A 13349-nucleotide genomic window follows, 5' to 3' on the forward strand; every position below is an offset into this window, starting at 1 on the left:
GCGAAATGGTTGATATGACAAAAACTACCACCGAGAAAAAACTCACTCCGGGTGATATTCGTGGCGTGTTCATCCGTTCTAACCTGTTTCAGGGTTCATGGAACTTCGAACGTATGCAGGCGCTGGGCTTCTGCTTCTCCATGGTACCGGCAATCAAACGCCTGTACCCGGAAAACAATGAAGCGCGCCGTCAGGCGATCAAGCGTCACCTGGAATTCTTTAACACCCATCCTTACGTAGCGGCTCCGGTTCTGGGCGTAACGCTGGCGATGGAAGAACAGCGTGCGAACGGCGCAGAGATTGACGACGGTGCTATCAACGGTATCAAAGTCGGCCTGATGGGTCCGCTGGCCGGTGTCGGTGACCCTATCTTCTGGGGTACCGTGCGTCCGGTCTTCGCGGCGCTGGGTGCCGGTATCGCGATGAGCGGCAGCCTGCTTGGCCCGCTGCTGTTCTTCATCCTGTTCAACGCCGTGCGCCTGCTGACCCGTTACTACGGTGTGGCCTACGGCTACCGTAAAGGGGTGGACATCGTTAAGGATATGGGCGGCGGCTTCCTGCAGAAACTGACTGAGGGGGCGTCAATCCTCGGCCTGTTTGTCATGGGGGCGCTGGTTAACAAGTGGACGCATGTGAACATCCCGCTGGTGGTCTCGACCATCACCGGTCAGGATGGTCAGACGCGCGTCACCACCGTGCAGACGATTCTGGACCAGCTGATGCCTGGCCTGGTACCGCTGCTGTTGACCTTTGCCTGCATGTGGCTGCTGCGTAAGAAAGTCAACCCGCTGTGGATTATCGTTGGCTTCTTCGTCGTCGGTATCGCGGGCTACGCTGTCGGCCTGCTGGGTCTGTAAGTTTCAATGCTATAGACCGGGGGCTTGCCCCCGGTTTTTTTATCTGGAGGATGAATGACTGTCACGGACATCGTACTGGTTTTATTTATTGCTGCCCTTCTGGCTTACGCGATCTATGACGAATTCATCATGCCCCGCCGTCACGGCGAGACGCTGCTCTCCCTTCCCCTTCTGCGACGCGGGCGCGTGGATGCGTTTATCTTCGCGGGTCTCATCGTTATTCTTATTTACAATAACGTCACCAGTCATGGTGCAATATTAACCACATGGTTATTATGTGCGCTGGCATTAATGGCGGTTTATCTGTTCTGGATCCGCACGCCGAAAATCATTTTTAAATCCCGCGGATTTTTCTTCGCCAATGTGTGGATAGAATATAACCGTATTAAAGAGATGAATTTATCCGAAGACGGTGTGCTGGTGATGCAATTAGAACAACGCCGCCTGCTTATTCGGGTGAAGAATATTGACGACCTGGAAAAGATCTACAAGTTACTCGTTAAAACTCAATGAGTTAAATATATAGCAATGGCTATATTCTGTGTTTATCTTGCGCAAGAAATATAGCCAAAGCTATATCCATTTCGTTAATTTATTCTCTATTTGTTAACGATGCTTTTACGCTTAAAGACAAATGAAAATCGTTATCAATAAGCATTTTAAATAATGCCTCTTCGCTGTTGTTTTATATTCTCAAAATATGTTAAGGTTGCGCCCGTCGTTGGGGAGTAGCCGATTTCCTGTTCTCAGGAAATGTACGTGTCAACATACTCGTTGAAAAACGTGGCGCGTACGGTTCGCTGACAGCACATCTTGTGTGCGGCGCGATCAGGCGAGACCATAGATACATCAACTGCTGTTTACTGGGGGCAGTGATGTGTCATATGGATATCCCCGGTCTGGACGCTGTTATGAATATCTCCGCTACGATCCTCCTCGCTTTTGGCATGTCCATGGACGCATTTGCTGCTTCCATCGGAAAAGGCGCCACGCTCCACAAACCTAAGTTCTCAGAAGCCCTGCGTACCGGCCTCATTTTTGGTGCTATCGAAACGCTTACGCCGCTTATCGGCTGGGGATTTGGCATGCTCGCCAGCCAGTTCGTACTGGAGTGGAACCACTGGATTGCCTTCGTACTGCTGGTGTTTCTCGGTAGCCGAATGGTGATTGAAGGTTTCCGCGGCGGTGATGATGAAGACGAGGAGCCGCAGCACCGCCACGGATTCTGGCTGCTGGTCACCACGGCGATTGCCACCAGCCTTGATGCGATGGCCGTCGGTGTCGGTCTGGCATTCCTGCAGGTCAATATTATCGCCACCGCGCTGGCCATCGGCTGCGCAACGCTGATTATGTCCACGCTGGGCATGATGGTCGGACGGTTTATCGGCCCGCTGCTGGGTAAACGCGCCGAGATCCTGGGGGGAATTGTGCTGATTGGCATTGGCGCCCAGATCCTCTGGGCACATTTCGCCGGTTAATCTTCGCGCTGCCAGACGTGGATACTGAAATCCGTCTGGCAGTTAAATGTAGAGTGTGTAGCTAGCGCTTCCCATACTTCTGGTTTTGCCCGCCATGCGAACGGCGTCATCTGCAGCAGCGCGGTGGCCTCTTCGCCTTTCAGCGTCATTTCATACGCCACGGTTTGCTCCTGCTTAAGGGTAAAACCGGACAGCTGTTCAGAGTGAGGGGCATGCAGTCGCACTTCGTCGTAGATCAGCCCTTTCAGCTCCATCAGATGACGCGGACCCGGCGTTACGGTGACTACCCATCCGCCCGGTTTCACCACGCGAGCCAGCTCTTCCGCCTTGCAGGGCGCGTAAATGCGGATAACCGCATCCATGCTGGCATCGTCAAACGGCAGCCGGTGGCTGGATGCCACGCAAAACGTCACGTCAGCGTAACGCTTTGCCGCCGCGCGGATGGCCACTTTCGACACGTCCAGACCGAATGTCAACGCGCCCTTCTCGCGGGCGATCCCGGCAAACCGTGCTGTGTAGTACCCTTCCCCGCAGCCGATATCGAGCATGGCGGTGGCTGAACCCGGCAGTATGTCATTCAGCAACTGCGCGACGGTCTCCCGCAGCGGCAAATAGTGCCCGGCATCCAGAAACGCACGACGCGCCTGCATCATCTCTGCACTGTCGCCAGGATCGCGGGAGCGCTTATGCTGCACGGGTAGAAGATTCACGTAGCCTTCTTTTGCCACATCAAACTGATGCCCCTGCGGACAGGTATAGCTTTTATCTGAGTGCGTCAGGGGGGCGTGGCAAAGAGGACAGCTGAAGGACATGGTGACTCCGGAGCATAATCAAAGGGCGAAGTGTACCGCTATTCGCCCTGGTTATAAACGCCCGGTTAACGCATAACGATAAGGTGATCGGAGCCCGCCGGTAACCCGTCAGGTTTCACATTCTCCAGACGCAGCACGTTGCCCATAATCTCGCTGAAGACAGGCGCGGAGACGGCCCCGCCGTAGTAGGCCCCATTTTGCGGATCGTTAATGACCACCACCAGAGCGAAGCGCGGATCGCTGGCGGGCGCAACGCCGGCCGTATAGGCGACGTATTTATCGACGTACTTCCCGCTGTCGTCAATTTTCTTCGCCGTACCGGTTTTCACCGCCACCCGGTAATCACGAACGGCGGCCTTAACGCCCCCGCCGCCGGGCAGCGCAACGCTCTCCATCATGTGCTCCACCTCGTGCGCAATCTCTTCCGGCATGACGCGGTGCCCGATAACGGGTGGATCGATACGCGTAATCGAGAGAGGTCGCTCAAGCCCGAAGCCGCCAATCGTGGCGTAGACGTGCGCCAGCTGGAGCGGCGTCACCATCAGCCCGTAGCCGAAAGCAAAGGTCGCACGATCGAGCTGGCTCCAGTATTTACGATTTGGCAACAGCCCCGCGCTCTCGCCCGTTAAGCCAAGCCCCGTATTCGTGCCAAACCCAAAGTTTCGATAGGTATCAATAAGATGCTGGACAGGCATTGCCAGGGACAGGCGGGACACGCCGGTGTCGCTCGATTTTTGCAGGATCCCGGTCATCGTCAGTTCAGGATAATAGCCCACGTCGCGGATACGATGCCCGTCAAGGGTATAGGGGTGAGTGTCAATCACGCTGTCCGGCTGGACCAGGCCCTGCTGCAGGGCCGTCATCAGCACCAGCGGCTTGACCGTCGAACCGGGTTCGAACGTATCGCTGATCGCGCGATTACGAAAATCGTTTATCGTCGCACCTTCCCGATTATTGGGGTTGAAATCCGGATAGCTCGCCATGGCGAGTATTTCCCCGGTTGGGATATTAATTAATACCGATGCCCCAGACTCGGCCTTGTTCCAGACCACGGCGTTATCGAGCGCATCTTCGGTGATGGTTTGCAGCCGCTCGTCAATACTTAAGTGGATGTTATGCGCCGGTGCAGGCGCCACTTCCGTCAGGTTTTCAACCACGCGACCGTAGCGGTCTTCCCTTACCTGCCGCACGCCCGGCTTACCGGTCAGCTGAGCGTTAAAGCTTTTTTCCACGCCTTCAATGCCCTGCCCGTCAATATTGGTGAAGCCAATCAGGTTCGCTGCCACATGGCCAGCAGGATAAAAACGGCGGGATTCATCGCGTAAATTAATGCCGGGCAGATTCAGCTTATCGATCCACTTCGCCTGTGCGGGATCGACCTGACGGGCAAGATAAATAAAACGCCCCTGCGGGTTGGCGTTGATTCGTGCCGAGAGTGTGCCCAGGGAAAGATGCAGCGCATTTGCCAGCGCCTGCCAGCGTTCGTCAATGCCAACGCCCCCTTTTGCCAGCACCGTTTTAGGATCGGCCCAGACGGCCCGGACGGGCACGCTCACCGCCAGGGGGCGACCTTCGCGATCCATTATCATGCCGCGCGGCGCATCAATCGCCAACTGGCGGAGGGAGCGCATATCTTCCTGCTTCACGAGACTGTCAGGCTTGATGATTTGCAGCCAGGCAACGCGGCCCAGCAAAAAAGCCAGACTACAAAAAATAGCTAAACAGAGCAGCACAAAACGCGCCGGCGTGAAATTGCCAGCGGTCGTTATCAATTTCTTCTTCACCTGAACCCCAGGACTGTTAAACAACGCCCTGATTTAACGGGAAAATATGGGTTTAAGGTGGCAAAACAGTGCTACTAACCTCGCAGCTTTGCAACAAGTTACTAACAAGACCGCGAATGGTAATATTTTGAAAGATAAAGGACATAAAAAAGCCCCGCGTTATGCGAGGCTTTATGTCTGAGATTGAAGTGCCAGGCGCTTCAGTCAGCAGCGGTTCGATCAGATAGCAGTTACGTTAACTGCAGCTGGGCCTTTCTGGCCGTCCTGAATTTCGAACTCAACGTTCTGGCCTTCAGCCAGAGTTTTGAAGCCGTTACCCTGGATTGCAGAGAAGTGTACGAACACGTCTTTGCTGCCGTCAGCAGGAGTAATGAAACCAAAACCTTTAGACTCGTTGAACCACTTAACTTGACCTTTAATCTTTGCCATTTTGCAAAATTCCTTAGAGTGTTTTCTTAGCCCGCAGGCATTAACTGAGATAAAACTGAGACATTACTGCATGAGGCACTAATATAAGGTTCGGCAGAGAAGCGGTATTCAACGACAACGTGTTTACTCAGGACTTCTTTACTGAAAATGCCACACATAAACAGAACTGTACCTCGTTTGACCCAAAACGTGTTATCACACACTATGTTTAATATGGCAAGCCATTTTTAAACATGTCTCGATCCGCCGCACAAATTCGAACAGTGCCTGTCAGGTTTTGCACAATTATGCGCATCACTTACAGACAGCTCTGCTGCGTAACAAAGACCCAGCGTTGCTTTCACAAGCGCTGTAATCTAAGACTTTTTTAACATAGCTCAATCATTACGAAGCGTCCAGCAACCGGGAAAAGAAATCTTACGTCCTGATTGAGTTAGAACAATTTGTGAAAACTTATGCTTAAATCATTGTAACGCGACCAAATTGTTTCAGAGAAAAAACACTGTTAATAACCCGCCCCGAACTGTATTAAAATGCACCAACTAATAAACGGTGTTATGCACCAAAATAATGAAATTTTTATTACTCTGCATCAAAAAAAGGCAAGCAAAACGTTTCGATTAAAATAAAACATTCCTTCACGGGTTTACAAACAGAATATATGCACTACTTTATCGCTTCGTTTATAAGGATAAATATTCACCAATTTTCAGTATCCTGAAAGAATGATTAACTGGTGCTAAATTATCTAGCGCTTCAGTTAACTCCCGCACAGGTTCATCGAGGGCTTCATCTGCCAGTTCAAACACGCCCCAGTGAATGGGAAACGCCAGAGGACAGCCCAGCTGCTGCCACAATGCCACCGCAGATTGCGGATCCATATGATGGACAGCCATGAACCATCGAGGGGCATAGGCACCAATCGGTAACGCGGCAGCATCGATATGGCCAAGGCGTTCAGGTATCAGCAGCAGCTCGGGCGAATACCCCGTATCTCCGCTGAACCAGAAACGATGATGTCGACCTTCCATAACCCAGCCACACCATAATGAGCGATTGCGGTTCCATGGCGTGCGCATACTCCAGTGCTGTGCCGGTACGGCAGTCAGCGTCATCCCCTGCCAGGTGAAGCTCTGCCACCAGTCGAGCTCAACCACGCGTTTTGCTCCCCGGCGGCGAAACCAGTCGGCCAGGCCCAGCGGAACAAAAACACTGACGTCGGGAAAGCGTTTGAGAATACGGCGAATGGTCGCATCATCAAGATGATCGTAATGATTATGGGAGATGACGACCGCATCAAGCTGATTGAGTTGATCGACTGACAGCGCGGGAGGCGTTTTGCGCTGGGGTCCCAGGAAAGGCAGCGGAGAAGCGCGCCGTGAAAACACCGGATCGGTAAGGATGATATTGCCGTCCAGCTGCATCATCACGCTCGCGTGTCCCAGCCACCACACCCCATCTTCATGAGGTTGCGTAAGCTCAACCGGTTGCCACCACTGTTGGATAAAGTCTTCATAACCCAGCGCGGGTGGCTTCGGTAAACCGGCTTCTTTACGCGCTTTACGCCAACGGTCAAGGTCGCCGGGTTGATGTCCGACAGGATCGGTATTACGAAAACCGTTCGGGGTGTGATGTTTCAGGGAGGGGTCATACCAGGGATTTTTCCAGACCACAGCCACCTCCCGGACAAAAAGATTAACGCTCAGCCACCAGGCGGATAAAGTCGTCTTCGTCTTTGTTATCTTCAGCAACCGCGTCTTTCGGCGCGTCTTTCTCTTCCGGTTCGTTAGCCTCACACAGACGGCGCAGCAGCGCATTCTGACGTTTTTGCTGATCGAGCAGCGCTTCCAGCAGTTCAATCTGCTCGTTAGTACGGGAGCTGGCGCGGTTCACAAAAAACCAAATGACCAGGCCCACAAGCAGAACAACCAAAGAAATCATCAGGGATGCCATATTCAGCAGCCCTGAATTCAGTAACTCACCCATTTCACCACCTCAATAAAAACGTCTATTTTACCACTGGCGCGAAGGAAGGAAATCACCTTGAGAAAAAATGCGTATTACCACGGAATAAACTTATTAATTGCGCAAACGCCGCTAAAAAACTGTACATCCTGATCGCACATCACATTGATCGTCTGCGTCCATAACACCACGCATGCTATCAGCACGATAATCAGAATTACCCAGCGTATTTTTTTCACTCCAGACTCCGTCTAAAAACCTGATGTAACAAGGTTATCATGCTTATCTTAAACAGGGACTAACTGTACCGCCATCGCGCTTTTTTCAGAATCCTGCACTTGTTTCATGGTGTAAACCGTTTACGCTAGCATTATGATAACAACGACAAAAGAGGTTAATGATGCGCTTCATCATTCGAACAATTATTGCTCTGGCCATCGTCTGGATTGGCCTTCTGCTCACGGGTTACGGTGTGCTAGTGGGAAGCACCGAAAACGCAGCCGGGTTAGGCATTCAATGTAAATATTTAACGGCACAGGGCGTCAGCACTGCGCAATATCTGCATACTGACAGCGGGATCGTTGGCTTGACCAACTGTCCGGTCCTGCGTAAGACATCCGTCGTGATTGATAATGGCTAATCGCCCGGTGACATGGCTGATATAAAAAACGCCGCAAGAGATGCGGCGTTTTTTTATGCGAGCAGAGATTAAAACGGGTAGTCGTGATAACCCATTTGTTCAGAAATCTTACGTGCGGCAGTGTGCAGAATAGCCACATATTCATGCAGGCGCTCTTCGGAGAAGCGTAAGGTTGGGAAGGAGATACTCAAGCCTGCGATCACCACCCCAAAGCGGTCAAACACCGGAACGCCGATGCAGCGCAGCCCCTCTTCCTGCTCTTCGTTATCTTCGCCATACCCCTGCTCGCGTACGCGATCGAGCACCGTTAACAGCGCGTCCGTGCTGGTAATGGTTCGTGAAGTACTTTGCTTGTATTCCACGCCTTCGAGGATCTGCTTCACTTCCTCACGATCGCGCCACGCCAGCAGAACCTTACCAATCGCGGTGCTGTACAGCGGGTTGCGGCGACCAATGCGCGAGTACATGCGCAGATTGTACATGGAGTCGATTTTATGGATGTACACAATGCTGTCTTCATCCAGCGCACCGAGATGGATGGTCTCTTTAGTCAGGCGAGAGATTTCACGCATCTGAATATCAGCGCTGCGGATCAGGTCAACATTTTGTAGCGCACGGGCACCCAGCTCAAACAGCTTCAGCGTCAGAGAGTATTTTTCAGATTCGCCTTCCTGGGCTACGTAGCCCAGCGACTTCATGGTTTGCAAAAAGCGATATACGGTGCTTTTAGACATCATGACGCGCTGCGACAACTCTGTAATACCTATTTCACGCTCTTCCCCCAGCGCCTGTAAGATGCCAAACACCTTCAGCACGGAAGAAACAGAATCTGGCTGTTTATCCAAATCCGCAATAGCCATTTACCACCTCATAGAGAGTGTTTTATAAAAATCAGAACCGGTTTTTATTATAAGTTCCCGTCATGTCACCTGCAATCAATCCGCGTTTACTTCGTTACAAATCTGCGACATATCGCGGCTGTAACAATGCTAAAATAGTTATCCTGAGAATAATTTCACGCTGAGCTTTTTTAATCCTAATGGAAAAAACCCTTTCCGATGGCCTGCCTTTACCCCAGCGGTACGGCGCTATAGCGACCATCATTATCGGTATCTCAATGGCCGTCCTTGACGGCGCAATCGCGAACGTTGCCCTGCCAACCATCGCCAGCGACCTGCATGCCTCTCCCGCCAGTTCGATATGGATCGTCAACGCCTATCAGATTGCGATTGTGGTTTCCCTGCTCTCGTTCTCTTTCCTGGGCGATATGTTCGGTTACCGTCGGGTATATCAGTGCGGTCTGGTGGTTTTCACCTTCACGTCGTTGTTATGCGCCCTTTCAGATTCACTGCATACCCTGACGCTTGCCCGCATAGCGCAGGGTTTTGGCGGCGCGGCGCTCATGAGCGTAAACACGGCATTGATCCGCTTAATTTATCCGCAGCGTCATCTGGGGCGCGGCATGGGGATAAACTCGTTTATTGTGGCCGTCTCTTCCGCCGCCGGGCCAACCATTGCGGCGGCGATCCTTTCCGTTGCGTCATGGCAATGGCTGTTTGCCATTAACGTGCCGCTGGGTATCGTCGCTATATTCTTTGCCCTGCGCTTTCTTCCCGCTAACGGTCCCAAAAGCACCATGCCGCGCTTCGACGTGGCGAGTGCGGTGATGAATGCCCTGACCTTTGGCCTGCTGATTACGGCGCTGAGCGGCTTTGCGCAGGGACAGTCTCTGATGCTTACCGGCGCGGAGCTCATCGCCCTGCTGGCGATCGGCTTCTCCTTTGTTCGCCGCCAGCTCACTCTCCCCGTGCCTTTACTGCCAGTCGATCTGCTGCGTATTCCCCTCTTTTCCCTCTCCATTTGCACGTCTGTCTGCTCGTTTTGCGCCCAGATGCTGGCCCTGGTTTCTCTGCCCTTCTTTCTGCAGAGCGTGGTCGGCCGTTCAGAAGTGGAAACCGGCCTGCTGTTAACCCCCTGGCCGCTGGCGACAATGGTGATGGCGCCGCTGGCAGGTTACTTAATTGAACGCGTCCATGCCGGTTTATTGGGAGCGTTGGGGCTGGCGGTGATGGCGACAGGCCTTTTCGCGCTTGCTCTGCTACCGTCATCGCCAACGGATCTGGACATCATCTGGCGCATGATCCTGTGCGGCGCGGGGCGGCGGTCATCAGCGGCCTGCGGGTGACCCAGCCCAGGGTTCAGGCATAAAAAAGCCGGGCGGAGTATTCTCCTGCCCGGCTTATTAGGGTTCTTAGCGTTACTTCAGGTATTCCCCACTGCGCAGCGCTTCGATACGTTTATCCAGCGGCGGGTGAGACATAAACAGCTCGCTCAACGATTTGGATTTACCGTTAATGCAAAAGGCCATCATGCTGTTCGCTTCCTGCGGCTCGTAGCTGGTTTTCAGACGCTGCAGCGCGGCAATCATCTTCTCACGACCAACCAGTTTCGCCGAGCCGGCATCCGCGTGGAATTCACGGTGACGGGAGAACCACATGGTGATGATGCTGGCCAGAATACCGAATACCAGCTCCAGAACCATCGACACGGCAAAGTAAATCAGCGGGTTGCCATTGCTCTCTTCGCCTTCGTCACGGTTGCCACCCATAAAACCTGCCGCGATCTGCGCCAGAATACGGGAGATGAAGATCACGAAGGTGTTCACCACGCCCTGAATCAGGGTCATGGTCACCATGTCACCGTTTGCGATATGGCTGATTTCGTGGGCAATAACCGCTTCGGCCTCGTCACGGCTCATGTTTTGCAGCAAACCTGTGCTGACGGCAACCAGTGACGCATCGCGACGGGCGCCCGTGGCGAAAGCGTTGATGTCCGGTGCATGATAAATCGCTACCTGCGGCATGGCGATCCCGGCCTGGCGGGATTGCTGAGCCACCGTATTCATCAGCCACTGTTCCATATCGTTACGAGGCTGTTCAATAACCTCACCACCCACCGATTTCAGTGCCATCCACTTCGACATCAGCAGGGAGATGAACGAGCCACCAAAACCAAACAGCAGCGCCATAATCAACAGACCCTGAACGCTGCTCGACTGAATTCCTGTCAGGCTTAGCACGAGCCCGAAAACCACCATAACCGCCAGGTTGGTGAGCAGGAAGAGCGCGATTCGCATCATAATTTTCTTTTTACCTCAGTTTAACAAAACGCACTATGCGATTACCCACATCGTATGGGTATTGCGGCTATTTTCAAGCATCCGGCGGGCGTAAGTCACCAGAAAGACACAACTTTACACAATTGGAAATCTGGCTGACGGAAGGATGCAGAACAAAAAGAAACAGGCACAATTTCTTGTGCCTGTTGGGAGGTTATTTTGCCGGAGCGGGCTGTACGGCAGGTTTCTCTTTTTCCTGATTCGCCAGGTCGAGAGCGATATGCACCGTCTCGTCCAGATACGGATCCGGCTCCTGGTAATCTTTTGGCAGATCGTCCAGTTTCTTAAGCAGAGGCTTGCCTTCGCGCTTGAAGCGATCGTTGATACGCGCCAGGCGGGTTGCATCGTCTTCGTTGTTCTCTTTCTCACGCTGAGCGTAGTTAAGAGAAACGATATTCCGCTTATCTTTCAGGGCATTGAATCGTGCAATGTCCTTCATGATGTACTGGAACTCCGGATCTTTCACGATACGGTCGTTATGCGCTTTCAGCAGTTCAGGGCCAAATTGCGTCATATCACCCGCTTTCACGTAGGTCGCGGCATTGATGCTGTCCCACGGCAAGGCGTTATCTTCAAACTTCTCGCCGGTTTCGGTCTCTTCCGTGCCTGTCGGCATCATGATGTCCGGCGTTACGCCCTTACGCTGCGTACTGCCGCCGTTCACGCGGTAGAATTTCTGAATGGTGTACTGAACCGAGCCCAGCGCAGGCCATTCCGGACGCAGCATCTGATCGTAAATACGATTCAGAGAGCGATACTGCTGAACGGTACCTTTCCCGAAGGTTGGCTCACCGACGATCAGCGCGCGGCCATAGTCCTGCATTGCAGCGGCAAAGATTTCAGACGCGGAAGCACTGAAGCGGTCAACCAGGACCACCAGCGGGCCTTTGTAGTAGACCACACCGTCGTTGTCGGCATCTTCACGCACTTTACCGTTGTTATCGCGCACCTGAACCACCGGGCCAGATGGAATGAACAGACCGGAGAGTGAAACCGCTTCCGTCAGCGCCCCGCCGCCGTTACTGCGCAGGTCGATGATAATGCTGCTGACGTTCTGCTTTTCAAGCTTCTGCAGCTGAACCTTCACATCGTCAGTCAGCCCCACGTAGAAGCCAGGAATATCCAGAACACCCACCTTCTCTTTACCCACGGTTTTCACCGACATTTTCACCGCGCGGTCTTCCAGACGGATACGCTCGCGGGTCAGGGTAACGATACGGGTTTTGGTGCCCTTACCGGCAGGCAGAATTTCCAGACGAACCTTGCTGCCTTTCGGACCTTTGATCAGCGCAACCACGTCATCGAGACGCCAGCCGATCACGTCGACCATGTTCTGGCCTGTTTGTCCTACACCCACAATGCGATCGCCTACGCTAATCGCTTTGCTTTTGGATGCCGGGCCACCCGCGACCATGGAATTGATCACCGTGTAATCATCGTCCATCTGCAGCACCGCGCCGATACCTTCCAGAGACAGGCTCATCTCGGTATTGAACTGTTCGGTGTTGCGTGGAGAGAGATAGTTGGTGTGCGGATCGATTTCGTGCGCAAAGGCGGTCATCGCGAGTGAGAAAACATCCTCACTGTTGGTCTGCGCCAGACGACGAATGGCAAATTTGTAACGACGCGTCAGCGTGTCACGGATCTCTTTTTCGTCTTTGCCGGTCAGCTTAAGACTCAGTTCGTCGTATTTAACTTTACCGTCCCACAGCGCGTTCAACTCGGCTTCATCTTTCGGCCAGGGTGCTTTACTGCGATCCAGATTAAAGGTGTCGGTACCGGTGAAGTCCATCGGACGTTCCAGCACTTTCAGCGCGTACTGATAGCGTTCAAAGCGGCGCTTTTGCGACAGGTTGTAGAGATCGTAGAACAGATCCAGCTTGCCTGAACGCAACTCGTCACCCACCTCGGATTTGCGCTTAGCGAACTGCTCGACATCGCTGGCGAGCAAAACGTTATGGCTGTAATCCAGCAAGTTCAGATAGCGGTCAAAGATTTTGGCCGAAAAGGCCTGATCGAGATCGAACTGACGATAGTGCGAGCGGGTAAAACGTGAGGTCACGCGCTCGCTCACCGTCGCGTGCTGCGTCTCTTCCTTGAGCACCGGAATTTGATCAACACGCGTGATATCGTCCACTGCAAAAGCGTGACCTGTTATAGCAAACAGGCCCGCCAGCGCGGTGAGCTTAAAAAAAGTGTTCATGCC

General features: G+C 53.0%; 13 protein-coding genes, 2 pseudogenes and 1 riboswitch. Of the genes and pseudogenes, 5 read left to right on the forward strand and 10 right to left on the reverse strand.

The genetic code is table 11. The features are described from left to right. Positions 1-5: 5 nt before the first annotated feature. From LA04_RS15550 to mntP, 3 genes are all read left to right on the forward strand, one after another. Positions 6-857, forward strand: a complete 852-nt coding sequence (locus LA04_RS15550) for a PTS mannose transporter subunit IID (RefSeq protein WP_047652302.1) — start codon at positions 6-8, stop codon at positions 855-857. Positions 858-911: 54 nt separating this feature from the next. Continuing rightward, positions 912-1370 (forward strand): DUF986 family protein, encoded by a 459-nt coding sequence (locus tag LA04_RS15555; RefSeq protein ID WP_045404374.1) that lies wholly within the window; start codon positions 912-914, stop codon positions 1368-1370. Between the two features lie 198 nt (positions 1371-1568). Beyond that, positions 1569-1697: riboswitch (yybP-ykoY riboswitch) on the forward strand. A gap of 71 nt (positions 1698-1768) precedes the next feature. After that, the gene (gene mntP, locus LA04_RS15560; protein WP_047652722.1) at positions 1769-2335 is read left to right on the forward strand and encodes a manganese efflux pump MntP; all 567 of its coding nucleotides are present in this window, start codon (positions 1769-1771) and stop codon (positions 2333-2335) included. Here mntP and rlmA read toward each other — a convergent pair. From rlmA to mgrB, 7 genes and pseudogenes are all read right to left on the reverse strand, one after another. Then, entirely contained in the window at positions 2332-3147 is an 816-nt protein-coding gene (rlmA, locus tag LA04_RS15565; RefSeq protein WP_047652303.1) for a 23S rRNA (guanine(745)-N(1))-methyltransferase, read from the reverse strand. The genes mntP and rlmA overlap by 4 nt on opposite strands. Positions 3148-3212: 65 nt before the next feature. Continuing rightward, the gene (ftsI, locus tag LA04_RS15570; RefSeq protein WP_047652304.1) at positions 3213-4931 is read right to left on the reverse strand and encodes a peptidoglycan glycosyltransferase FtsI; all 1719 of its coding nucleotides are present in this window, start codon (positions 4929-4931) and stop codon (positions 3213-3215) included. Positions 4932-5150: 219 nt separating this feature from the next. Beyond that, positions 5151-5360 (reverse strand): transcription antiterminator/RNA stability regulator CspE, encoded by a 210-nt coding sequence (gene cspE, locus LA04_RS15575; protein ID WP_001062678.1) that lies wholly within the window; start codon positions 5358-5360, stop codon positions 5151-5153. A 13-nt stretch (positions 5361-5373) separates the two neighbouring features. After that, a pseudogene (locus LA04_RS15580) lies at positions 5374-5518 on the reverse strand (DUF2627 domain-containing protein). 525 nt (positions 5519-6043) lie between these two features. Continuing rightward, positions 6044-7033: an MBL fold hydrolase gene (locus LA04_RS15585; RefSeq protein WP_047652305.1), complete on the reverse strand. Its 990-nt coding sequence runs from the start codon at positions 7031-7033 to the stop codon at positions 6044-6046. 22 nt (positions 7034-7055) lie between these two features. Then, positions 7056-7346, reverse strand: coding sequence for a YebO family protein (locus tag LA04_RS15590; RefSeq protein ID WP_008500484.1), 291 nt, complete (start codon positions 7344-7346; stop codon positions 7056-7058). A gap of 74 nt (positions 7347-7420) precedes the next feature. Further along, complete coding sequence (gene mgrB, locus LA04_RS15595; RefSeq protein ID WP_006175995.1) at positions 7421-7564, reverse strand: PhoP/PhoQ regulator MgrB; 144 nt, start codon at positions 7562-7564, stop codon at positions 7421-7423. A 161-nt stretch (positions 7565-7725) separates the two neighbouring features. Between mgrB and LA04_RS15600 the strand changes: the two genes are divergently transcribed. Then, entirely contained in the window at positions 7726-7965 is a 240-nt protein-coding gene (locus tag LA04_RS15600; RefSeq protein WP_023312207.1) for a YobH family protein, read from the forward strand. Positions 7966-8033: 68 nt separating this feature from the next. Here LA04_RS15600 and kdgR read toward each other — a convergent pair whose 3' ends face one another. Then, positions 8034-8825: a DNA-binding transcriptional regulator KdgR gene (gene kdgR / locus LA04_RS15605; protein ID WP_023312208.1), complete on the reverse strand. Its 792-nt coding sequence runs from the start codon at positions 8823-8825 to the stop codon at positions 8034-8036. 179 nt (positions 8826-9004) lie between these two features. On the opposite strand from kdgR, the pseudogene LA04_RS15610 reads away from it, so the two are divergent. Beyond that, positions 9005-10123, forward strand: a pseudogene (locus LA04_RS15610) (MFS transporter); the annotation flags it as partial. 99 nt (positions 10124-10222) lie between these two features. Here the strand turns inward: LA04_RS15610 and htpX are convergent. After that, entirely contained in the window at positions 10223-11104 is an 882-nt protein-coding gene (gene htpX / locus LA04_RS15615) for a protease HtpX (RefSeq protein WP_014884290.1), read from the reverse strand. Between the two features lie 193 nt (positions 11105-11297). Continuing rightward, the gene (gene prc / locus LA04_RS15620) at positions 11298-13346 is read right to left on the reverse strand and encodes a carboxy terminal-processing peptidase (RefSeq protein WP_047652306.1); all 2049 of its coding nucleotides are present in this window, start codon (positions 13344-13346) and stop codon (positions 11298-11300) included. Positions 13347-13349 lie beyond the last annotated feature (3 nt).

Origin of the sequence: Enterobacter sp. UCD-UG_FMILLET (assembly GCF_000762975.1) — a bacterium.
Lineage (GTDB): Bacteria > Pseudomonadota > Gammaproteobacteria > Enterobacterales > Enterobacteriaceae > Enterobacter > Enterobacter dykesii.

Bases quoted from the DNA above. Each gene is read 5' to 3' on its own strand.
- LA04_RS15550 (WP_047652302.1), top strand. From the start codon at position 6: ATGGTTGATATGACAAAAACTACCACCGAGAAAAAACTCACTCCGGGT.
- LA04_RS15555 (WP_045404374.1), top strand. From the start codon at position 912: ATGACTGTCACGGACATCGTACTGGTTTTATTTATTGCTGCCCTTCTG.
- mntP (WP_047652722.1), top strand. From the start codon at position 1,769: ATGAATATCTCCGCTACGATCCTCCTCGCTTTTGGCATGTCCATGGAC.
- rlmA (WP_047652303.1), bottom strand. From the start codon at position 3,147: ATGTCCTTCAGCTGTCCTCTTTGCCACGCCCCCCTGACGCACTCAGAT.
- cspE (WP_001062678.1), bottom strand. From the start codon at position 5,360: ATGGCAAAGATTAAAGGTCAAGTTAAGTGGTTCAACGAGTCTAAAGGT.
- LA04_RS15590 (WP_008500484.1), bottom strand. From the start codon at position 7,346: ATGGGTGAGTTACTGAATTCAGGGCTGCTGAATATGGCATCCCTGATG.
- LA04_RS15600 (WP_023312207.1), top strand. From the start codon at position 7,726: ATGCGCTTCATCATTCGAACAATTATTGCTCTGGCCATCGTCTGGATT.
- kdgR (WP_023312208.1), bottom strand. From the start codon at position 8,825: ATGGCTATTGCGGATTTGGATAAACAGCCAGATTCTGTTTCTTCCGTG.
- htpX (WP_014884290.1), bottom strand. From the start codon at position 11,104: ATGATGCGAATCGCGCTCTTCCTGCTCACCAACCTGGCGGTTATGGTG.
- prc (WP_047652306.1), bottom strand. From the start codon at position 13,346: ATGAACACTTTTTTTAAGCTCACCGCGCTGGCGGGCCTGTTTGCTATA.